At 71.7% G+C, this 19,452-nt stretch carries 20 protein-coding genes and 1 pseudogene; 14 read left to right on the forward strand and 7 right to left on the reverse strand.

Annotation, left to right across the window (positions count from 1 at the left end; translation table 11 throughout):
- From ACXKR8_RS47080 to ACXKR8_RS47105, 6 genes are all read left to right on the forward strand, one after another.
- Entirely contained in the window at positions 1-1,101 is a 1,101-nt protein-coding gene (locus tag ACXKR8_RS47080) for an ABC transporter permease (RefSeq protein WP_462100153.1), read from the forward strand.
- On the forward strand, positions 1,002-1,868 hold the full coding sequence (locus ACXKR8_RS47085) for an ABC transporter permease (RefSeq protein ID WP_462100154.1): 867 nt from the start codon (positions 1,002-1,004) through the stop codon (positions 1,866-1,868). The genes ACXKR8_RS47080 and ACXKR8_RS47085 overlap by 100 nt, the downstream gene beginning before the upstream one ends.
- Positions 1,869-1,916: 48 nt before the next feature.
- Positions 1,917-3,260, forward strand: a complete 1,344-nt coding sequence (locus ACXKR8_RS47090) for an ABC transporter ATP-binding protein (protein ID WP_462100155.1) — start codon at positions 1,917-1,919, stop codon at positions 3,258-3,260.
- Positions 3,257-3,997 carry an oligopeptide/dipeptide ABC transporter ATP-binding protein gene (locus tag ACXKR8_RS47095; RefSeq protein ID WP_462100156.1) on the forward strand — a complete coding sequence of 247 codons (741 nt, stop codon included), beginning with the start codon at positions 3,257-3,259 and terminating at the stop codon, positions 3,995-3,997. The genes ACXKR8_RS47090 and ACXKR8_RS47095 overlap by 4 nt, the downstream gene beginning before the upstream one ends.
- 343 nt (positions 3,998-4,340) lie before the next feature.
- A complete protein-coding gene (locus ACXKR8_RS47100) occupies positions 4,341-5,045 on the forward strand; it encodes an SAM-dependent methyltransferase (RefSeq protein WP_462100157.1) in 705 nt (234 codons plus the stop codon).
- 20 nt (positions 5,046-5,065) lie between these two features.
- Positions 5,066-5,206 carry an SAM-dependent methyltransferase gene (locus ACXKR8_RS47105; RefSeq protein ID WP_462100735.1) on the forward strand — a complete coding sequence of 47 codons (141 nt, stop codon included), beginning with the start codon at positions 5,066-5,068 and terminating at the stop codon, positions 5,204-5,206.
- Here ACXKR8_RS47105 and ACXKR8_RS47110 read toward each other — a convergent pair.
- The 5 genes and pseudogenes from ACXKR8_RS47110 to ACXKR8_RS47130 form a co-directional block, all read right to left on the reverse strand.
- Complete coding sequence (locus tag ACXKR8_RS47110; protein ID WP_462100736.1) at positions 5,179-7,401, reverse strand: SpoIIE family protein phosphatase; 2,223 nt, start codon at positions 7,399-7,401, stop codon at positions 5,179-5,181. The genes ACXKR8_RS47105 and ACXKR8_RS47110 overlap by 28 nt on opposite strands.
- Positions 7,381-7,608, reverse strand: a pseudogene (locus ACXKR8_RS47115) (PAS domain-containing protein); the annotation flags it as partial. The gene ACXKR8_RS47110 and the pseudogene ACXKR8_RS47115, both read right to left, overlap by 21 nt.
- Before the next feature lie 1,007 nt (positions 7,609-8,615).
- A complete protein-coding gene (locus tag ACXKR8_RS47120; protein WP_458270690.1) occupies positions 8,616-9,122 on the reverse strand; it encodes a GyrI-like domain-containing protein in 507 nt (168 codons plus the stop codon).
- Between the two features lie 47 nt (positions 9,123-9,169).
- Entirely contained in the window at positions 9,170-10,147 is a 978-nt protein-coding gene (locus tag ACXKR8_RS47125) for a metallophosphoesterase family protein (RefSeq protein ID WP_458270691.1), read from the reverse strand.
- Complete coding sequence (locus ACXKR8_RS47130) at positions 10,144-10,635, reverse strand: cupredoxin domain-containing protein (RefSeq protein WP_462100158.1); 492 nt, start codon at positions 10,633-10,635, stop codon at positions 10,144-10,146. Before ACXKR8_RS47130 ends, ACXKR8_RS47125 begins: the two co-directional genes overlap by 4 nt.
- Before the next feature lie 268 nt (positions 10,636-10,903).
- On the opposite strand from ACXKR8_RS47130, the gene ACXKR8_RS47135 reads away from it, so the two are divergent.
- The 3 genes from ACXKR8_RS47135 to ACXKR8_RS47145 are packed head-to-tail and all read left to right on the forward strand — an operon-like array spanning position 10,904 to position 13,147.
- Positions 10,904-11,485 carry an RNA polymerase sigma factor gene (locus ACXKR8_RS47135; protein ID WP_458270693.1) on the forward strand — a complete coding sequence of 194 codons (582 nt, stop codon included), beginning with the start codon at positions 10,904-10,906 and terminating at the stop codon, positions 11,483-11,485.
- On the forward strand, positions 11,482-12,207 hold the full coding sequence (locus ACXKR8_RS47140) for a Rieske (2Fe-2S) protein (protein ID WP_458270694.1): 726 nt from the start codon (positions 11,482-11,484) through the stop codon (positions 12,205-12,207). The genes ACXKR8_RS47135 and ACXKR8_RS47140 overlap by 4 nt, the downstream gene beginning before the upstream one ends.
- 13 nt (positions 12,208-12,220) lie before the next feature.
- Positions 12,221-13,147 (forward strand): oxygenase MpaB family protein, encoded by a 927-nt coding sequence (locus ACXKR8_RS47145; RefSeq protein ID WP_458270695.1) that lies wholly within the window; start codon positions 12,221-12,223, stop codon positions 13,145-13,147.
- A 5-nt stretch (positions 13,148-13,152) separates the two neighbouring features.
- Here the strand turns inward: ACXKR8_RS47145 and ACXKR8_RS47150 are convergent, their stop codons facing one another.
- Positions 13,153-13,974 (reverse strand): MerR family transcriptional regulator, encoded by an 822-nt coding sequence (locus ACXKR8_RS47150; protein ID WP_458270696.1) that lies wholly within the window; start codon positions 13,972-13,974, stop codon positions 13,153-13,155.
- Between the two features lie 131 nt (positions 13,975-14,105).
- Between ACXKR8_RS47150 and ACXKR8_RS47155 the strand changes: the two genes are divergently transcribed.
- Positions 14,106-14,387 (forward strand): nuclear transport factor 2 family protein, encoded by a 282-nt coding sequence (locus tag ACXKR8_RS47155; RefSeq protein ID WP_462100159.1) that lies wholly within the window; start codon positions 14,106-14,108, stop codon positions 14,385-14,387.
- Positions 14,388-14,563: 176 nt separating this feature from the next.
- Here ACXKR8_RS47155 and ACXKR8_RS47160 read toward each other — a convergent pair whose 3' ends face one another.
- Positions 14,564-15,940, reverse strand: a complete 1,377-nt coding sequence (locus tag ACXKR8_RS47160) for a Cys-Gln thioester bond-forming surface protein (RefSeq protein WP_458270698.1) — start codon at positions 15,938-15,940, stop codon at positions 14,564-14,566.
- A 220-nt stretch (positions 15,941-16,160) separates the two neighbouring features.
- Here ACXKR8_RS47160 and ACXKR8_RS47165 point away from each other — a divergent pair, with 220 nt between their 5' ends.
- From ACXKR8_RS47165 to ACXKR8_RS47180, 4 genes are all read left to right on the forward strand, one after another.
- Positions 16,161-16,586: a hypothetical protein gene (locus ACXKR8_RS47165; RefSeq protein WP_458270699.1), complete on the forward strand. Its 426-nt coding sequence runs from the start codon at positions 16,161-16,163 to the stop codon at positions 16,584-16,586.
- 212 nt (positions 16,587-16,798) lie between these two features.
- Positions 16,799-17,224, forward strand: coding sequence for an NUDIX domain-containing protein (locus tag ACXKR8_RS47170; RefSeq protein WP_462100160.1), 426 nt, complete (start codon positions 16,799-16,801; stop codon positions 17,222-17,224).
- 35 nt (positions 17,225-17,259) lie between these two features.
- On the forward strand, positions 17,260-18,108 hold the full coding sequence (locus ACXKR8_RS47175; RefSeq protein WP_458270701.1) for an inositol monophosphatase family protein: 849 nt from the start codon (positions 17,260-17,262) through the stop codon (positions 18,106-18,108).
- 551 nt (positions 18,109-18,659) lie between these two features.
- Positions 18,660-19,400 (forward strand): GPR1/FUN34/YaaH family transporter, encoded by a 741-nt coding sequence (locus tag ACXKR8_RS47180; protein ID WP_458270702.1) that lies wholly within the window; start codon positions 18,660-18,662, stop codon positions 19,398-19,400.
- The last annotated feature ends 52 nt before the right edge of the window (positions 19,401-19,452 follow it).

Consider the following 19,452-nt stretch of genomic DNA (forward strand, 5'->3'; position numbering starts at 1 on the left):
GTGACCGCCTACCTCATCCGCCGGACCGGCGAGGCGCTCGTGGTGGTGATCGGCGTCATGATCCTGACGTTCGTCATGATCCACCTCGTTCCCGGCAGCGCCGCCCGGGCCACCCTCGGGACCCGGGCCACCGCCGAGCGGATCGCCGTCTTCAACGCTGCCAACGGCCTGGACCGGCCGTTGGCGGCGCAGTTCGTCAGCTTTGTGAAGCAGACGGCCGAAGGAAACTTCGGCACGTCCTACGCCCTCAACCAGCCGGTGTCCACGCTGATCGCGCAGCGACTGCCGCGCGACGCCGTGCTGCTGGGGCTGTCCACCCTGCTCGCGCTCGCGGTTGCGCTGCCGATGGGGATCTTCCAGGCGGTACGCCGGGGCCGGATCGCCGACCACGTGATGACCGTCGTCTCCTTCGTGCTGTACTCGATGCCGGACTTCTTCTTCGCCCTGCTGCTGATCGCGGTGTTCTCGGTGCAACTGCACCTGCTGCCCTCCGAGGCCCCGCAGGCGGAGTCGGTCGGCGGAATCCTGGCCGACCCGCGCGCCCTGGTGCTGCCGGTGGTCACGCTGACCCTGGTCAGCGTGGCCGGCTTCAGCCGGTACATGCGGTCCTCGGCCATCAGCACCCTGGCCCAGGACTACGTCCAGGTCGCCCGTTCCAAGGGGCTGCCGGAACGACTGGTGCTGAGCCGGCACGTGCTGCGCAACTCGCTGCTGCCGGTGATCACCGTGCTGGGGCTGATGGCTCCGGGCATCGTGGCCGGCGCGGTGATCGCCGAGTCGGTGTTCAAACTACCCCGGCATGGGGCTGCTCTTCTACCAGGCCGCCACCAGCAAGGACTACCCGATCATGCTCGGGTCGACCCTGGTGGTCGGGGTGGCCACCGTCCTCGGCAGCCTGTTCGCCGACATCGCCTACAGCCTCCTCGACCCCCGGATCCGCTATGTCGACGCTTGAGCCCCTCGCTGTCACCGAACCCGAACCCGAACCCGAACCCGAACCCGTGCGGACCGCGACCGCGCCGCGCGGCTCCGGACGGCTGTCGCCGGGCGCGTTCCTCCGCAACCGGCGGGCCCTGGTCGGCCTGGTCATGGTCGCGGTGATCGCCGCGTTCTGCTTCATCGGGCCGCTGATCTACCGGACCGACCAGGTCACCGTGCAACTGGACCTGGCCCAACTCCCGCCCGGCGGCGGGCATCCGCTCGGCACCGACGCCTCCGGGTACGACGTGCTGGGGCGGCTGATGACCGGCGGCCGGTCCTCGCTGGAACTCGGGTTCGCGGTGGCGCTCACCACGACCGTGTTCGGCACCCTCTACGGCGCGATCGCCGGGTATCTCGGCGGCATCGTCGACGCGGTGATGATGCGGATCATCGACACCTTCCTCGCCATCCCCGGCATCGTGCTGCTGCTGATCATGGTCAGTATGTTCACCCCCACCCTCTGGGGCATCGTGCTGCTGCTGTCCCTGCTCTCCTGGCTCGGGGCGGCGCGGCTGGTCCGGGGCGAGGTACTCGGCCTGCGCACCCGGGAGTTCGTCCAGGCGGCGCGGATGATGGGCGGCACCGGGCGGCGGATCGTGCTGCGCCATCTGGTGCCCAACGCGGCCGGGGTGATCATCGTCAGCGGCACCTTCACCATCGCCGACTCGATCCTCACCCTGTCCGCCCTCAGCTTCCTCGGGCTCGGTCTGCCGCCGCCCCACGCCGACTGGGGCACCATGCTCTCGGCCGGGCTCAACTCCCTGTACGACGGCTACTGGTGGCTGGTGTATCCGCCCGCGGTGATCCTGATCACCACGGTGGTGGCGTTCAACCTGATCGGCGACGCCATCCACGACGCCCTGGACGTCCGGCTGCAACAGCGCTGACTTTCATTCCACCTGACTGCCGCAACGGATGATCCGAGGACCACACCCATGCCACCCCTGCTCGAGGTCAGGAACCTCACCACCCACATCACCACCCGCCGCGGGGTGGTCCGGGCCGTGGACGACGTCTCCTTCACCCTGGAGGCCGGCGAGACCCTGGGCCTGGTCGGCGAGTCCGGCTGCGGCAAGTCGATGACCGGTCTCTCGCTGATGGGCCTGCTGCCGCCCGGCGGCGCGCTGGTCGGCGGCTCCTCGGTGCTGCTGGACGGACGCGAGCTGGTCGGGCTGCCCGAACGCGAACTGCGTCAGGTGCGCGGCAATGACATCGCGATGGTCTTCCAGGACCCGATGAGCTCGCTGGACCCCACCAAGACCATCGGCCACCAGGTCGCCGAACCCGTGCTGCTGCACCGCGGCTGCAGCCGGGCCGAGGCGGCCGAACGGGCGGTCGAGATGCTCGGCCTGGTCGGCCTGCCGCACCCCCGCGAACGGCTGAAGGACTACCCGCACCAGCTGTCCGGCGGCCTGCGGCAGCGGGTGCTGATCGCGATGGCCCTGGCCAACGAGCCCCGGGTGCTGATCGCCGACGAACCCACCACCGCCCTGGACGTCACCATCCAGGCGCAGATCCTCGCCCTGCTGGCGGAACTGCGCAGCCGGCTCAGCATGGCGATGATCCTGATCACCCATGACATGGGCGTCACCGCGGGCCACGCGGACCGGGTCAACGTCATGTACGCGGGGCGCATCGCCGAGAGCACCGGCACCGACCGCCTGTTCCAGGGCATGCGCCACCCCTACACCCAGAGCCTGCTGGCCTCCGTGCCGCGGCTGGACCAGGACCCGGCCAGGGAGCTGCCCACCATCCCCGGCATGCCCCCGGACCTCACCGCCCCGCCGGGCGGATGCCGGTTCGCCGAGCGCTGCCGCTACGTCACCGACCGGTGCCGGGACAAGGAACCGGAGCTCACCGGCCCGGACAGCCACCGCTACGCCTGCTGGCATCCGACCGAAGGACCGCTGCCGACCGGGGCCACCGCGGTGGTGCCGCGCCCGGTCATGGCGCCGCGTCCCGCCGAGCCGCCGTTGCCGGTCACCGACCGGCCGCCGCTGCTCGAAGCCCGGGACCTGGTCCGGGAGTTCGCCGTGCGCGGGAACCGGCTGCCCGGCCGCGGCCGTCGCGTGGTGCACGCCCTGTCCGGCGTCTCGCTCACCCTCGGCCCCGGCGAGACCTTCGGCCTGGTCGGCGAGTCGGGCTGCGGCAAGACCACGCTCGGCCGGCTGCTGGTCGGCCTGGACCGGCCCGACGCCGGCACCGTCACCCTGGACGGCACCGACCTCACCGGCTGCGCGGCGGTGAGCTGCGCCGGCGCCGCCGCGACCTGCAGATGATGTTCCAGGACCCGTTCTCCTCGCTCGACCCGCGGATGCGGGTCGGCAGCATCCTGCGCGAACCGCTGCAGATCCAGGGCATCGGCACCGCGCGCCAGCAGAAGGCCCGGGTCGCCGAACTGCTCGCCGAGGTCGGCCTGCCCGAGCGCGGGGCGGAGCTGTACCCGCACGAGTTCTCCGGCGGCCAGCGCCAGCGGATCGGCCTCGCCCGCGCCCTCGCGCTCACCCCGAAGCTGATCGTCGCCGACGAACCGGTCTCCGCGCTGGACGTGTCCGTCCGGGCCCAGGTGCTGAATCTGATGAACCGGCTGCAGGCCGCGCACGGCCTCTCCTACATCGTCATCTCGCACGACCTGGCGGTGGTCCGCTACCTCGCCGATCGGATCGGCGTGATGTACCTGGGCCGGATGGTGGAGGTCGGCAGCGCCGACGACATCCATCTGCGGGCCGCCCACCCCTACACCGCCGGGCTGTTGAAGGCCGTCCCGGTGCCGGATCCGGCCTTGGAGCGGGCCAAGCGCGGCGCCGGGATCAGCGGCGAACTGCCCAGCCCGGTCGACCCGCCCTCGGGCTGCCGCTTCCGCACCCGCTGCCCGCTGGCCCGCGAGCGCTGCGCGGAGGAGGAGCCCGCGCTGCGCCGGTTCGGCACCGGCCACACCGCGGCCTGCCACTTCCCGCTGCTGCCGCCGCTCGCCGACACCCTGGCAGGCGCCGTCGAGGACCGGCGGCAGGGGTAGCGCAGGCCGGGTGTGATCCGCGTGCGGTCGGGTCAGCGGGTGTAGTTCTTGGCGCGGGCGGTGCGGGCCTGGTCGGACCACGGTCCAGAACGTCAGTGCCGCCACGATGCCCGGCACCATGGCGGCGATCGCCATGTCGTTGCGCGCGGTCGCCCCGGCGGGGGCGGTCGGTGCGACCCTGCCCTTGCCGGGAGAAGTCATTCGAGGAACGCGGCACTCCGATTGCCCACCAACTAGCCTGCTGTCAGGCACCGGTTTCTCGATTTCGGCACGCACAGGTTGGGATGCTCCCTATGGTGTGATCACTGCTGAGCGTGGCCTGCTGACGGGGGAGTTGCCGCCGATGACTGGAGATATGTTCTCGGGGGACGCCCTGGGCTCGACGAGCGCCGAGGACTGGGTGCCACCGCCCATCGACACCTCGGTCCCGCACCCGGCCCGGATGTACGACTACTACTTGGGCGGAAAGGACAATTTCCCCGCCGATCGGGAGGCCGCGGAGAAGGTCATCGCCGCGGGCGTGCACGCCCGGGACTTCGCCCGCGCCAACCGGGCCTTCCTCGGCCGCGTGATCCGGTTCCTCGCCGAGCAGGGGATCACCCAGTTCCTCGACATCGGCACCGGCATCCCCGCGGTCGGCAACACCCATGAGGTGGCCCAGCAGACCAACCCGGCGGCCCGGGTCGTCTACGTGGACAACGACCCGATCGTGCTCACCCACGCCCGCGCCCTGATGGCCGGCCACGGGCAGGGCGCCACCACCGTGATCCAGGCCGACCTGCGCGACCCCGCCGCGATCCTGGCCCACCCCAAGGTCCGCGCCGCCATCGACTTCGACAGGCCGGTCGGCCTGATCCTGGTCGCCGTGCTGCACTTCATCCGGGACGAGGAGAACCCCGACGCCATCACCAAGCTGCTGCGCGACGCGCTGCCCTCGGGCAGCTTCCTGGCGATCTCCCACGGCACCGGCGGCGACACCAGGGCCCCGGAGACCGCCAGAGCCTCGGAGCGGATCACCGACGTCTACAAGCGCGCCACCTCGGCCTGACGCTGCGCCCCAAGGACCGCATCGCGCAGTTCTTCGGCGACTTCGAGCTGGTGGACCCGGGCCTGGTCTCGGTGCCCCGGTGGCGGCCGACCGACGAGATCACCGACGACGTCATCTACACCACCACGGCGTTCTACGGCGCGGTCGGCCGCAAGGGCTGACAGCCGCGCGATGTCAGCTGCTCGGGCAGGGGCTGCTCGGTCCAGATGGTCTTGCCGCGCGGGTGGTAGCGCGTGCCCCAGCGGGCGACCAGCTGCGCCGCCATGTAGAGCCCGCGCCCGCCCTCGTCGGTCTCCAGCGCCCGTCGGACGTGCGGGGAGGTGCTGCTGCCGTCGGAGACCTCGCAGATCAGGCTCTGGTCGCGGATCAACCGCAGCTGGATCGGCGGGCAGCCGTAGCGGATCGCATTGGTGACCAGTTCGCTGACGACCAGCTCCGTGGCGAAGGACAGGTCGTCGAGTCCCCATGCGGCCAGCTGCTGGTTGGCCAGGGCGCGGGCCCGGCCGACGTCCTCGGGTGCGGCCGCGATGTCCCAGGTGACATGCCGGTCCGGGGCCAGTCCGTGCACGCGCGCCACCAGCAGCGCCACGTCGTCATGGAGCTGGACCGGGAGCAACTGCTGCAGTACCGCGTCGCAGACGCCGTCCAGGCCTGCGGAGACGAGCCGGGGCTCGGAGAGCACGGTGAGCAGGGCTTCCGAACCAGCGGTGGCGCCGGCGCCCTGCGAGGCCAGCAGGCCTTCGGTGGACAGGACGAGAAGGTCGCCCTCGTCCAGGACCACCTCGCAGCTCCCGAAGGGCGCTCCCCCCAGCCCGAGCGCGGGGCCGCCGCTGGCGTCGAGCAGGGTGGCCCTCCCGTCCGCCCCGACCCGTACGGGTGGCGGGTGGCCGGCCCGGACCACGACGCAGCGGCGGGACAGCGGGTCGAAGACCGCGTAGACGCAGGTGGTCCCCTCGGCCCGATCGGTGGCCCCGGTGGCCCCGGTGGTCCCGGCGTCCTGCTCCTGTTCCGCGGTGAAACGGCTGACCAGGTCGTCCAGCTGGGCGAGCAGCTCCTCGGGGGACAGATCGAGGTCGGCGAGGGTGCGCACGGCGGTGCGGAGCCGTCCCATGGTCACGGCGGAGTGCAGGCCGTGCGACTTCACGTCGCCCACCACCAGGGCCACCCGGGCGCCGGAGAGCGGGATCGCGTCGAACCAGGCGCCCCCCAGCGCGACCGGGTCGCGCGCCGACAGGTACCGCGAGCGCAACTCCGCCGCTCCGAGCACCGGCAGCGCTTGCGGCAGCAGGCTGCGCTGCAGGGCCAGCGCCGTGGTGCGTTCCCGGGTGTACCGCCTGGCGTTGTCGATGCACACGGCGGCCCGCGCCACGATCTCCTCCGCCAGGAGGACGTCGTCCGGCTCGAACGGATGGGCGCGCTTCAGGCGGACGAACACCGCCGCGCCCAGGACCGCGCCCCGGGCGTACATGGGGACGAGCAGCCAGGAGCGCACCCCGTGGTCGAGGCTGAGGGCCGCCCGGGCGGGATCGGCATGCCTCAGTTCGCGGTACAGCTCCGCACCGGTCAGCAGCAGGGACGTGCCGCTGCGGATCGCCCGGGTGAACAGGCTCCCCGGGCCTGAGGCGAACGGGTCGCCGTCCCCGGTGGCGACTCCTGTCTCCAGCGGGCCTCCGGATTGGGTGGTTGTCGCCGCCCGGCGCAGCTCGACGTCCTCGTCGACCGGTCCCGCGGCCGGCTCCTCGCCGCTGAATACCGGCCCGGTCAGGTTGACGTATGCCAGGTCGGCGAGCTGGGGGACGGCGACATCGGTCAGCTCCTGCGCGGTGTGCGCCACGTCCAGGGTGCTGCCGATCCGCCTGCTGGCCTCGTTGACCAGGGCCAGCCGCTCCCGGGCCCGGGCCTGTTCGGAGATGTCGAACACGGCGTGGGTCAGCCCGATCACCGCCCCGGAACGGCTGTGCAGCGGGACGATGGTCTCCGACCAGATGTGGTCCCGATCGGGGTCGTCCGGGATGCGGCCGTGCACCTCGGAGCCGACCAGCGCCCTGCCGGTGTCGAGCACCTGTCGCTGGCGCGCCTCCAGGGCCTCCAGATCCATCAGACCGGCGGGCGCGATCTCCCGCATGGTGCGTCCGTGGAAGTCCCCGGGGAAACCCGTGGCATAGCGCTGGGCCTTGTTCTGTGCCACAAAACGCAACCGGGTGTCGAAGACGTCGATGAGGAAGGGCGACTCGGTGAAGAGCCCGCGCAGCAGTGCGCTGGCGAGGTCGCGGCGGCGGACGTCGTCAGCGGCTTCCGCGCTGATCAGCCATGGCGGACCGGCACCGGCGCTTCCCAGGGACCTGGTCCACAGCACGACCTCCACCCGGTCGCCCTCGCGGTGCCGCAGGGCGACCTCACCCAGGGCGTCCGCCCCCGCACGACAGCGGGCCAGCAGCGGAGCGGCCTCGGCCGGGGCGTCCAGCAGGCGGACGGCGGATCGGCCGCAGACCTCGTCCGCGGTGTGGCCGAGCAGGTACTGCGCCTGCGGACTCCAGCTCCGCACGGTGCCGCGGTGGTCGACGAACGGCGTAGGCGTCGTCCCTCGGGCCGGGCAGGTCGCTGTAGTCCTCCTGGAAGATGTCCTTCCGCATGCGCACCCCCACTCACGGTGCTGCCTGAAATCGTGCTATTTCATCCAATCTAGTCTTCAGTATCGTGGTGGTCGGGGTTTTCCGTCACGGGGGAGGAAGTGTCGTGGGGTACCGGCTCGAAGTGACACCCGAGGTTGAGCAGTGGCTGCACGAACTGTGTGCCGCCGATTCCCCGGACGCACCACTCGTCGGAGCGGCGGTGACCGCGCTGCTCACCTCCGGGACCGGACTCGGCGAACCGCTGGTGGTGACCATGGCGTCGGTGCTGCTGGCGCAGGACCCGGACCCGAGCCTGATGCTCGACCACGCCTACCAGACCCAGCTGGAGCTGCTGCAGCAGGTTCGCCGCGGCATCGCCGACATCTCCACGGGCCGGGCCGGTCCGCCGGAGGAGGAGCAGCGGCTGATCGAGCTCAGTTGGCGGCTGCAGCGGGAGGTGGACCGGTTCCGGACCTCCAAGGAGGTCGCCAAGGCGATGCACGACGCGGGGCGGGTCGCGGTGGAGCTCGACGCGTATCTCGACGCCACGGGCTTGGCCGGGCCGGACTCCGTTGCTGGGCTTGCCGCTGCGCGCGCGGGAATTGACGAGCTGTTGGCCGCGGCCCGGGCGCTGGAGCGGGAGGTCCGCACCGATCCGTTCCTGGCGGCGCGGCTGTTGCCGGCGCCACCCGGGTCGGCTCCGCCGCGGGGCGAGAACCTCCATCTGCTGAGCCCGGGCGGAACCGGCGGCGGCGAGATCCGGATCGTCTTCGCCGTGGTGCCGGAGCCCGAGCCGACCGTGCTGCTGCTTGCGGCCGAGCAGGGGCACGGCGACCTGTGGCTGTGGCACCGGCAGGCCGTTCAGGCCGCCGAACCGGTGCTGGCGGGGCGGTCCCCGGCCGGAGCCGGGCGGCCGGGGCGAAGAGGCCGTCCCGGCTCAGCGTGGGCGCGGGCCCGGTCAGTCGGCCAGGCGGAATTGCAGGTCGGTCTCCCACTTCGTGGTGTCGGGCTGCGCCCTCGGGTCGGTGCGGTAGCTCTCCAGGCGGCAGCCCCAGTGGTCGCCCGCGTCCGTCGTGGTCAGGTCCCAGCGCAGTCCTGAGGCCGCGGCCCAGTCCAGCAGCAGCGCGGTAGCGCCGACGAGCTGGTCCGGGCTGCCGACATGGGTGTACGTCGCGAAGCGGCCTGCGGGCAGCACGCCGGAGATCAGGTCGCCGTCGGCGGCCACCGCACCGGTGACGGGCACCCCCGCCTCGATCTCGAGGTGCTCGGGCATGTCGATGACGTTGTACTTGAGGAACGGCGGCCCGGCCGGCTCGACGCCCAGCGCGGCCAGCCGTCCGAAGACCTCGGGGATGCGGTGGGCGATGGTGTCGACGGTCGCCAGGGAGACGACGGCCCGGACGGCGACGTAGGGCTGCGCGGCGCGGTCGATGATCCGCGGCGGTACGTGTGCGGTGGTAGTCATGTCCGGTGGGACTCCTCGCGGCGGGAAAACTCATCGGCCATTCTTCCTCATAGCAGCCTCTGGTCGGTGACGGCCAGGGCGCCGGCGCCCCGGCGGTAGGTGACGGTGCGGATGCCGAGGGCGGCCTTGAGCCGGCCGGCGGGCAGCGTCTGCGGGGTGGGCGCGGGGCCGTGGCCGGGGGCGGGGAGCGGGTAGGCGGTGGTGGTCGCGGAGTGGAAGGTGACATTGCCTTCGGTCCTGCTGAACAGCTGGTGCACATGGCCGTTGAGGCAGGTGACCGAGGCGAAGCGTTTGAGCAGCGCGAGCACCTGCAGGGCGTCGTCGGTGCTCCAGCCCCACTTGGGATACATGGCGAACAGGGGGATGTGGCTGAACACCACGACGGGGGTGTCCGACGTCAGCCCGGCGACGTCCCTGCGGACGAAGTCGATCTGGTCCGCGCCCAGATGGCCGAGCGCTTCCAGGCTCAGGGTGTTGACCAGGGCGATGACGTGCACGCCGTGGGTGTCGAAGGAGTACCAGCCCTCGCCGGAGGTGCCGGCGCCGAACCGCTGCCGGTAGGCGCGTCCCGCGTCGCCGACCGAGTCGTGCTCGCCGGGGACGGTGAACACCCGCCCGGTCCGCACGGCTCCGAGCATCTGCCGCACCTGGTCGAACTGGGCCGGCGTGGACAGATGGGTGAGGTCCCCGGTGTGCATGACGAAGTCGGGGCGGAACCCCAGGGTGTTGATCTGGTCCAGGGCCTCGCCGAACGAGCTGGTCACATCGGTGTTGGCAGGGCCCTGGAAGCCGATGTGGCTGTCGGAGACCTGCACGAACCGCAGGGCGTTGGGGTCGGCCGCGGCGGCGTTGTCCTTGTCGTGGGCGATATGGCTGACCACCTCGCCGCCGGCCACGGTCAGCACCACGGCGGAGCCGAACCATCCGCTGTGCCGCAGCAGTTGACGCCGACTCATGCCGTGCTCCGTGGCGGCCTCGGGACCGGTGGCGTCCAGCGGGGTGCGGTCGTCGGGGGAGTGGCTCATGCGGTCACCGTCACGGTCGCGGTCATGAAGGGGTGGATGGTGCAGAGGTACGGGTAGGTGCCCGGGGCGGTGAAGCGGTGGGAGTAGCTCTGCCCGGTGGCCAGCGCGGCGGAGTGCAGCGGGCCCCCGGACCCCTGGCTGGTGACGGTGTGGGCGTCGCCGTCCTGGTTGGTCCAGGTGACGGTGGCGCCCACCTTGACGACCAGCGCGGCCGGGGCGAAGGCGAAGCCCTTGATGGCCACGGTGTCTCCGCTCACCGGCACGGCGGGCGGCGCTCCCGTGGTGGCCGCGCCCATGCTCATGCCGGGCATGGCCGAGGCGGACGGGAGCGGGCCGGTGGCGGTGGAGCCGGGGGTCCCGGCCAGCGACTGCCCGGTGCCGGGGGACAGCGCAGTGGCCTGCGCCGCGGGGTGGGAGGGGCTGCCGCAGGCCGCCAGCAGCAGGCCGGTGCTCAGCGCGGCCAGGCCCACCGCGGTCAGGCGCGGCATGCGCGGTCCGGGTCGGTGCGATTGCAGATTCATGGTCTCGTTTCTGACAGTCCGAGCGGGCGCCCCGGGGCCAGGTCTCGACCGGGCGTCCCGCAACTCACGAAAGAGATAAGACCGGGGGTTACACCGCGACGTGACGGTGTAACCCGGGGCGCTATCTCCTTGGTGACAGCAAAAGGCTGTGGGCCCGGGAGAGAGCGGTGGCGTCCTACCATGAGCCATGACCACGTGGATCCAGGCGCGGCTGCCCGCACCGTGGAGGCGTGCGATGTCCGCTGCCCTTCCCGGTGAGAAACCCGGCGCCGGCCGGCCGCGCGACAGCAGGCCCACCATGCTGCCGACGGCCGCCTACCGGGACTGGGACGCGATCTACGCCGACAATGTCGAGCGGATCTACCGGCAGATGTTCGCCAAGGTCGGCAACCGGCCCGACGCCGAGGACCTGACCTCCCAGGTCTTCCTCGACGCGATGGGGCCGCTGCGCGCCACCGCGAGCATCGGGGAGGTCCGCTCCTACCTGCTGGTGACCGCGCGCACGGTGCTGGCCCGGCACTGGCGCACCACCCTGGGCCACCAGGTCACCGAGATCGACGTGGACCAGGTCGACCTGGAGGACCACGCCGTACCCGTGCACACCGCGGACCCCGGCCGGGCCCCGCAGCGGATCACCGCGATCCTGTCCGCGCTGTCCGAACGGCACCGCATGATCCTCACGCTGCGATTCCTGCGCGGCTACTCGCTCAAGGAAGCGGCCTCCGAACTCGGCGTGACCGTCGCCAACGCCAAAGTGATCCAACACCGCGCCCTGCGCAAAGCAGCAGGACTCGACCAGGAAGGGGAAGCGTCATGAAGCGCCCGATCGACCGCTACGTGGACAGCCTGCTGCGCCGACGCCGCCCCAAGCCCTTCGCCCCCAGCGAGGAGGACCTGGCCGTGGCGCGCACCGCCATCGCACTGGCGGCCGCGGGACCGGAGGCCCAGCACCCGCGGGAGGCATTCGTCGAGGACCTGCGCCGACGGCTCGCCGCCGAGGCGGCCCGGGCGTCCCGAGCGGCCCCCGCGGGGCCCGCGCCCGCGCGCCCCGCCGCCCGCCGTTGGGCCATCGGACGCCGCCGGTTTCTCGCCGCCACCGCGGTGACCGCGTCGGCGGCCGCCGGCGCCGCCGGCTACGCCCTGACCCAGTCGGCACCGACCGTCCCGGCCGAGGCCGAACTGACCCCCACCCGGGGGGTCTGGCAGGCCGTGGCCGCGGTCGGCGACCTGCCCGAGGGCGCCGTACTGCCCTTCGACCTGGGCACGGTCACCGGGTTCGTGCGACACACCTCGGGGCGGGTGCAGGCGGTATCGGGGATCTGCACCCACCAGGGGTGCCGGCTGCACCTGGACGCGCCCCGGCAGCAGCTGGCCTGCCCCTGCCACGGAGCGACCTTCGCCCTGAGCGGGGAACCGCTGACCCACCCCCACAGCAGCCACGACCTGCCGGCCCTGCCACGGCTGCCGGTCCGCGTCCATCAGGGCGCCGTCCAGATCTACGCCCCGGCCCGCCCCGCGGCGGGGGACACGGCTCTCTGAAAGGTCAAGGAGGTTGACCATTTCTCATCTGATCAGCAGGCTCGACGAGCTCAGCGGGTTGTCGCTGCGCAGGCGCATCGGCGCCCGGGTGAACGCGACCGTCCACGGCGCGGACCTGCACCTGGCGTCCTATCAGGAACCGCGTGGCGACCTGGGGCTGTTCGGACCCGACAGCGTGGTCTGGCGCGTCCACGGCGACATCCCGGGAATGATCACCGGCGGCCTCGCGGCGCTGCTGCTGCAGTCCCTGCACCCGCTGGCCATCGCCGGAGTCGACCAGCACTCGGACTTCCGCGACAATCCGATCGAGCGGCTCAACCGCACCGCGGGCTTCGTCTCGGTCACCAGTTACGGATCCACCCGGGCCGCCGAGGACGCGCTCGCCCGCGTCCGCAGGGTGCACACCCATGTCCGCGGCACCGCCCCGGACGGCAGGCCGTACTCCGCCGCCGATCCCGCCCTCCTGACCTGGGTGCACACCGCTGAAGCCGTCAGCTTCCTCAGCGGCTACCAGGCCTTCGGCCCCGGCCGCCTCAGCACCGCCGAACAGGACCGCTACCTGGCCGAGGCCGCCACGGTGGCCCAGCGGCTCGGCGCCGAGGACGTCCCCACCTCCCGCGCCGAGGTGCGCGGCTACTTCGCGCGCATCCGCCCGGAACTCGCCGCCACCGACGCGGCCCTGGCGGCCGCGCAGTTCCTGCGCCACTTCGGCGCCACCCCCACCCAGCGGACCGCCACCCGCATCCTGTTCAACGGCTCCGTGGGCCTCCTTCCCCGGTGGGCTGCCCGCGCGCTGGATCTTGAGCGCCCGCCCCCGGCCCGCGGCTGCCTGGACCGCCCCGCCGTCCACGCCCTGGGCGCGGTGCTGCGCTACGGCACCCAACCCTCCGCCATCCTCGACGCCGCCCACACCCGCACCGCGCCCGCGCCCGCCGGGTAGTCGAGTCAGTCCGCGTCGGAGCGGAAGACGGGCCAGCCGATCTCGGTCCGCCACTGGGCGGTGTCAGGTGTGTCCTGGGCCCCGCACAGGTAGTACTCGCGGAGGGGGGCTTCCATGCTGATCTCGTGGCTGGCGGTGTACGCGCCCAGCGCGCCGTAGGTGAGGTCGACGTCGTCCAGTGACCCGCGGTGGCAGGTGACCGCCAGCTCGGCCGGGGGCACGACCAGGGCCACCACGCGGCCGATGTGGCGCGGGGCGCCCTCGACCGGAAGGAAGACCGTGGCCAGGCCCCGGTCGTGGCGGAAGATGTCGCCGTCGTAGAGACCCCCGGCCGGACCGGTCGGCGTCAGCCGCTGGGCGTGGACGGCCGCGTGCAGCTCGCCCAGCGCACCCTGCCACCAGGCGAGGATGTCCTCCCGGTCGACGGTCTGCTGGACGGCCGCCGCCGGCACGGCCGGCACCGTCCGGTGCTCGACGGCGAGCGGCGCCTCCGGGCGTCGCAGCAGATCGCGCAGCGCCCCGACGGCCTGCCGGGTGCGGGCCAGCTCCGCCTCCAGACTGTCCAGGTGTGCCGCGATCAAGGCATAGCGCACGGACGCCTCGGGAGCGGCCAGGACCGCCCTGACGTCGGGAATGGGCATCTCCAGATCCCGCAGCCGACGGATGACCTGCGCCAGCTGGATCTGCTCGTCGCCGTAGTACCGGTACCCGGTGTGCGGGTCGACGGAGCCGGGCTCCAGCAGCCCGACCTGGTGGTAGTGGCGCAGCGTCTTCACGCTCAGATGCGTGGTGCGGGAGAAGTCGCCGATCGTCAGCCGTGTGCCCATGGCACCAGTGTCAACCCTCCCCCTACCGGAGGGACAAACGCCCGTGTACCGGTTGACCCTCCGGTAGCCGGAACGGCGAGCCTGGAACCGTCGCCGACCGGCGGCGCCCGCCGAGCGAGGAGAACCACGCCATGTACGACACCGCTCCCACCGGAGTCCTGGCCGACCACATCAAGGCGGTCAACGCCTTTGACCTGGACGGCATCGTCGCCACCTTCGCGGACGACGCCCTCGTCAACGACGCCCGCCGGGAGTTCTGGGGCATCGACGCGATCCGCGCCTGGGCCGCCAAGGAGATGGTCGGCGACCGGGTCACCCTGCGGGTCACCGAGGTGGCCGAGCACCACGGCGTCACCCTGGTCCGCGCCGCCTACAGCGGCGACTACCCAAGACCGGCCTGCCGGATCCGCTGATCATGACGAACTACTTCACCGTCCGCGAGGGGAGGATCGACAGCCTGTTCGTGATCCGCAACGTCACCGCCGAGGGCTGAACGTGCGAAGGACCCGCCTCCGGAACCGCAGCTGACGCGGTTCCGGAGGCGGGTCCGAACGCTCAGGCCCCAGGGCCTGGGCAGTTCACCCGGGCGTCAGCCCGCGTGGGTGCCGCGCTGCTTGCGGAGGAAGAACACCGCGCCGCCGCCGACGACCACCAGGAGCGCACCGACACCCGCGATGATCGGGGTGCTGCTGCTCGCACCGGTCTCGGCCAGACCGCCGCTCGCGGAGGGCGACGGGGTCGCCACGGCCGAGACGGAGGCAGAGGCCGTGGCCGTGGTCGACGGGGACGGGCTGGCGCTCGTCGTCCCGCCGCCGGTGGGCTGGCACTTCAGCGCGCCGGTGAAGGTCTTGCTGAAGCCGTTCGGGCCGGTCACGGTGACGTTGTAGGTGGCGCCCTCCTTGACCGGGACCAGCACGGTCTCAGTGGCGCCCGCGGCGACGGTGACGGACTTGTCACCGATCTGAGCGGTCCAGGGCTGGTCGCCGCCGTTGGTCACGGTGACGTCCAGGCCGCCCTGCTTGCAGTCCTCGGTGGCGTTGGCCGCCGGGACCGGGCCCTTGGGCGCCCACTGCGCCGTGGCAGCGGCCTTGACCTGCACCGGAGCGGTCCCGGCCAGGATCATCGTCTGGCTGTTGCCCTTCAGCGCCTTGAACGCGCGGCCGACCGGGAGGCTGGTCGTGGTCGAGGCGCTCAGCTGCGCGGTGCCGGCGTCGGCGCCCGCGGGCACTTTCACGTACAGCTTGTCGTTGTTGCCCGCGCTGGTGACGGCCTGGCCGCTGCCGTCGACGAGCTGGACGCCGCTGGGCGCGGTGAACTTGAGGTCGACCGACTTGGCGTTGGTGGTCACCGTGATCGGGCCGAGCTTGTCGCCGCTCTGACCGGCGACCGAGGCAGGCGAGAGGGCCAGCGAGGGGGCGGGCTCGGAGACGTTGGTGGCGTTCTGCTCCAGCCAGCCGGCGACCGCGGTGGTCGTCTTGTCCTTGCTGATGGCGTCGGTCTTGTCGGAGAAGTGCCAGATCGCGATCTGGGTCGCGGCGGCCGCCTCGTCCTGGGTCAGGCTGCCGACACCGGCCTCCTGCGCCAACTGGGACGCGCTGAGCACCGGGTAGCTGTGCTCCAGGATCCACTGGATCTTGCCGCGGTCCGGGTTGTCGGACAGCACCGACTGGTCCCAGCCGGTCTCTCCGTACTTCACGCCGGAGTGCGTGCCGTGGTAGAGGTCGATGCAGTAGACCTCCAGGCTCTGCCCGTCCTCCTTGAGCGCCACCGTCCCGGCGGAGCCCTGTCCCTCGTGGGGGATCTGCACGCTCTGGCCGTGCAGGATGTCGCCGAGGGTGGCGACCGCGCTGCCGTTCTGGTCGGCCGACGCCGCCGTGGCCGTCGTCAGCGCACCCGCCGCGAACGCCCCCGTCGCCAGCAGTGCGGCACCGAGCCGCACCACTCCCCGCCCTGGTATTCCGAACATGTCCTTGCCCTTCCGATGGTTCCAGGGGCAGCACGGCACCGCTCTCGTCCCGCTTGCTGACGCAGCGGCAGATCGTGTGCCCCCTGTGGCAAGGGCATACTAGTGTGATTTACCTGCTCCTATTACCACGGGGTAGAACCTCGATCAGACATGATCGTAAACGGTCCGTACCCCGCCAGGACTGTGCAGGATTTCGGCGCTGAGTGCTTGGATGTCTGCCATGACACCCTCGGTATTCCTCGCTCCTCCGGATCGAGTTCAGCGGCTGGACGTCACCGTCATGCAGCGTTCCACCGTCGACGATCTGACTCATATTCAGCAGCTGTGGCCGTCGTTCGAACGCCTGGTCGGCCTGCGCGGACGCAAGATGTACGCGCAGGCCGATGAACGCCGGAACACCTACACGGTGTGCACCCCGGTCAAGGAGGACGACCTCCCGGACCAGCTGGGCCTGCAGCTGGGCACCCTGTCCGGCGGCTGGTACCTGCGCGGCCGCCTGGTCGGCGAGCCTCCCCAGATCTACGGTCACATCGCCGACGGGATGGCCGAACTCCGAGCCACGACGCCGACCGACGACACCCGCCCCCTGGTCGAGTTCTACCGCCGCCGGGACCAGATCGAACTGTGGCTTCCGATTCGGCCGTGACGGGATTGTCATAGCTCCTTGGCATCATGGCGGATGTGACTGCCATTGATGATTCCGATGCTTCTGACCAGCTGCTTCGAGCCCGGCTGACCGGGTTGCTGGAGCGGGTTGATCCCTGGGACGCGTTGGAGCGCGCGCATCTCGACACGGCGGCGGAGTGGGTCGCGAGCGGGGCTCCGTTGTATCGGACGCGGAAACCCGATGTCCCGCCGATGCACCTGGTCAGCTACTTCGTGGTCGTCGACGCGGCCCGCGCGGAGCTGCTGCTCGTCGCCCACCGCAAGGCGGGGCTGTGGCTGCCCAGCGGCGGGCATGTCGAGCCGGGGGAGGACCCGTGGGACACGGTTCTGCGCGAGTGCGACGAGGAGCTGCGCACCAGGGCCGTCCCGTCGGCGGTCTCCGGGAAGCGCCCGTTCTTTCTGACCGTCACCCGAACACGGGCGCAGGGACAGCACACTGACGTTTCCTTGTGGTACGTCCTGCAGGCCGAGGCAGCCGACATCACCTCCTTCGACGAGGATGAATTCGAAGCGATCAGATGGCTGCCGCTGCGGCAGGTCCTCGCCGAGCCCGCAGCGACACTGGACCCCCATATGCACCGCTTCACCGGCAAACTCATGGCCGCCCTCGCCCCATAGCCGTCCGGCCCGCGGCCGCGGCTATTCTGCACGACGTGATCAACTCATCTGAGGGCCTTGACGATGCCGGGGTGGCGGCAGCCGCCGCACGGGCCGGTGCGGACGTGGTGCGCGAGATGTACGGCAGGCGGCTCGCCCGTATCGACAAGGGCGGCGGGGACTTCGCCACCGCCGCCGACATCGAGGCCGAAAAGGTGATCCTCGGTGTCCTCCGGGCCGCTCGGCCCGACGACGCGGTGCTCGGCGAGGAGGGCGGGCAGCAGGGCGCCGCCGGGGCTCAGCGCCGGTGGCTGGTGGATCCCCTGTGCGGCACGCTGAACTACGCGGTGGGCAGCATGCTGGTGGCCGTCAATGTGGCACTGCGCGACGGGGCCGCGGCCGTGGCCGACCCGTTCAGCGGCGAAGTCTTCCGCACCGATGGTGCGAGCGCCTGGGTGCGGCACCACAACGGGGCCGGCGTGGCAGACGGGGCCGGCGGGGCAGACGGGATCGACGGCGCCGACACGCTGCTGGCGCCCACACCCGCCACCCGCCTCGTGGACGTCAACCTGGATCCGCCGTTCCCCAACGCGCCCGGCTTCCGGGCCGTGGACCTGCTGGCCCACGCCGAATTCGTCGAGCGGTTCCGACCCCGCGTGGTGTCCACCACGCTCGCCCTGGCCTGGGTCGCCGCAGGCAAGCGCGCCGCGTATGTCACCGACGGCGGCGACCTGTCCGGCAGTGTGCACTTCGCCGCCGGCATCGCCCTGTGCCGGGCCGCCGGCTGCGTCGTCACCGGGATCGACGGCGCTCCACTCGGACCGGCCGGCCGCGGGCTCCTCGCGGCCGCCGACGCCGAGACCCACGGCCTGCTGCTGGCGATGATCCGAAGCCAGAACCGGTGACTCAGGCACGCACATGCTTGATCCGCCCGCCACTGGAACGACCAGTACCGGTCGGCCGGTTGCAACTGCACGTCGAAGTGCAGGTGCTTGGCGGACATGCACTGGTCGACCGTCTCCGGTCCGGCGCACCCGGCAGGCGATCCCGCCGGTGCTGGTCCACGGCGAGCTCAGGCTGGACCCGGCCCAGCGCACCGCCACCCGTGCGGGCGCGTGCCTGCCGCTGAGCCCGAAGGAGCTCGCCGTGCTGGAGTACCTGCTGGCCCGTCACCACGACCGTGAAGGCGACGATGAACCGGCTGCGCCCGGGTGCACGGCGGCCTCACCGTCCAGGTCGGCTTTGCGGCGGCTGAGCCCGCGCTTTGAGCCCGCTGAGGGCAAGTCGGCTCTCTTCAGAGAGCGATGACTGAAAGTCTGCACGATCTCTTGACAGCCCCACCTGCCCACTTGAGACTACCGAACATTCGGTCGGCAAGTCGGTCGGAAAACCCATCGGCAATCCCTCGGTCATCCCCCTGGGAGCCTTCGCCGACCCCCGAGAAAGGTGTTTCTCCGTGACCACAGCTCCTGCTCCTGAGACCGTGCACACCCAGCCCAGACCCGACGCCCCCGCCCAGCGGATCGGCCACGCCCAGGCCGTCGGCGCGGCCGGCTTCGCCTGGTGCTCGCTTGCCCTCGGCCTCTCCACGATCGGAGTGTTCAGCGCGGCCAGCGGCTCGATCGTGCTGGCCGGCACGTTCTTCTACGGCGGCATCGTCCAACTGGTGGCCGGCTTCTTCGCGTTGGCGGCCGGCGCCACCTTCGCGGCAGCGTTCCTCACCGCGTACGGCGCCTTCTGGCTGGGCTACACCGCGATCGAGTTCTACGTGGCCCCGCACATCGTCGAGCAGGTGCTCTCCTCGCCTGCGAACAAGGGCAAGGACCCGTCCGTCCTCGCCGCCCAGGCCGGACACTCCGTCATGCAGTCACTGGGACTGTTCCTGCTGGCCTGGCTGGTGGTGACGGTGGTGTTCGCCGTCGCCAGCGCCGGGACCAACGCGGTGACGCTCACCGCCTTCGGACTGCTGACGCTCACCATCGTGCTGCTGCTCACCGCCTACTTCGGCGCCTCCGCCGCCGGGGTGCCGCAGAGCTCGGCGCTGCACGGCGCCGGATACGTCGAGATCGTGCTGGCGTTGGTGGCGTTCTACCTGGTCCTCGCGGAACTGGCCAACGAGACCTTCGGCCGGACCGTCTTCCCGCTCTTCCCCTTCAAGCGCCGCTCACTGGCCACCACCCACGCACAGCTCGCCTAGGGGCATCCAGATGACAAGAACTCCTGCAACGGGCCGGCCCCGCCGCCCGCTC

Source organism: Streptacidiphilus sp. PAMC 29251 (assembly GCF_054208735.2).

What these genes read in the sequence shown, in the direction of transcription:
- ACXKR8_RS47090 (WP_462100155.1), top strand. Translation starts at nt 1,917, where the DNA reads ATGCCACCCCTGCTCGAGGTCAGGAACCTCACCACCCACATCACCACC.
- ACXKR8_RS47095 (WP_462100156.1), top strand. Translation starts at nt 3,257, where the DNA reads ATGATGTTCCAGGACCCGTTCTCCTCGCTCGACCCGCGGATGCGGGTC.
- ACXKR8_RS47100 (WP_462100157.1), top strand. Translation starts at nt 4,341, where the DNA reads ATGACTGGAGATATGTTCTCGGGGGACGCCCTGGGCTCGACGAGCGCC.
- ACXKR8_RS47120 (WP_458270690.1), bottom strand. Translation starts at nt 9,122, where the DNA reads ATGACTACCACCGCACACGTACCGCCGCGGATCATCGACCGCGCCGCG.
- ACXKR8_RS47125 (WP_458270691.1), bottom strand. Translation starts at nt 10,147, where the DNA reads ATGAGCCACTCCCCCGACGACCGCACCCCGCTGGACGCCACCGGTCCC.
- ACXKR8_RS47130 (WP_462100158.1), bottom strand. Translation starts at nt 10,635, where the DNA reads ATGCCGCGCCTGACCGCGGTGGGCCTGGCCGCGCTGAGCACCGGCCTG.
- ACXKR8_RS47135 (WP_458270693.1), top strand. Translation starts at nt 10,904, where the DNA reads ATGTCCGCTGCCCTTCCCGGTGAGAAACCCGGCGCCGGCCGGCCGCGC.
- ACXKR8_RS47140 (WP_458270694.1), top strand. Translation starts at nt 11,482, where the DNA reads ATGAAGCGCCCGATCGACCGCTACGTGGACAGCCTGCTGCGCCGACGC.
- ACXKR8_RS47150 (WP_458270696.1), bottom strand. Translation starts at nt 13,974, where the DNA reads ATGGGCACACGGCTGACGATCGGCGACTTCTCCCGCACCACGCATCTG.
- ACXKR8_RS47155 (WP_462100159.1), top strand. Translation starts at nt 14,106, where the DNA reads ATGTACGACACCGCTCCCACCGGAGTCCTGGCCGACCACATCAAGGCG.
- ACXKR8_RS47160 (WP_458270698.1), bottom strand. Translation starts at nt 15,940, where the DNA reads ATGTTCGGAATACCAGGGCGGGGAGTGGTGCGGCTCGGTGCCGCACTG.
- ACXKR8_RS47165 (WP_458270699.1), top strand. Translation starts at nt 16,161, where the DNA reads ATGACACCCTCGGTATTCCTCGCTCCTCCGGATCGAGTTCAGCGGCTG.
- ACXKR8_RS47170 (WP_462100160.1), top strand. Translation starts at nt 16,799, where the DNA reads ATGCACCTGGTCAGCTACTTCGTGGTCGTCGACGCGGCCCGCGCGGAG.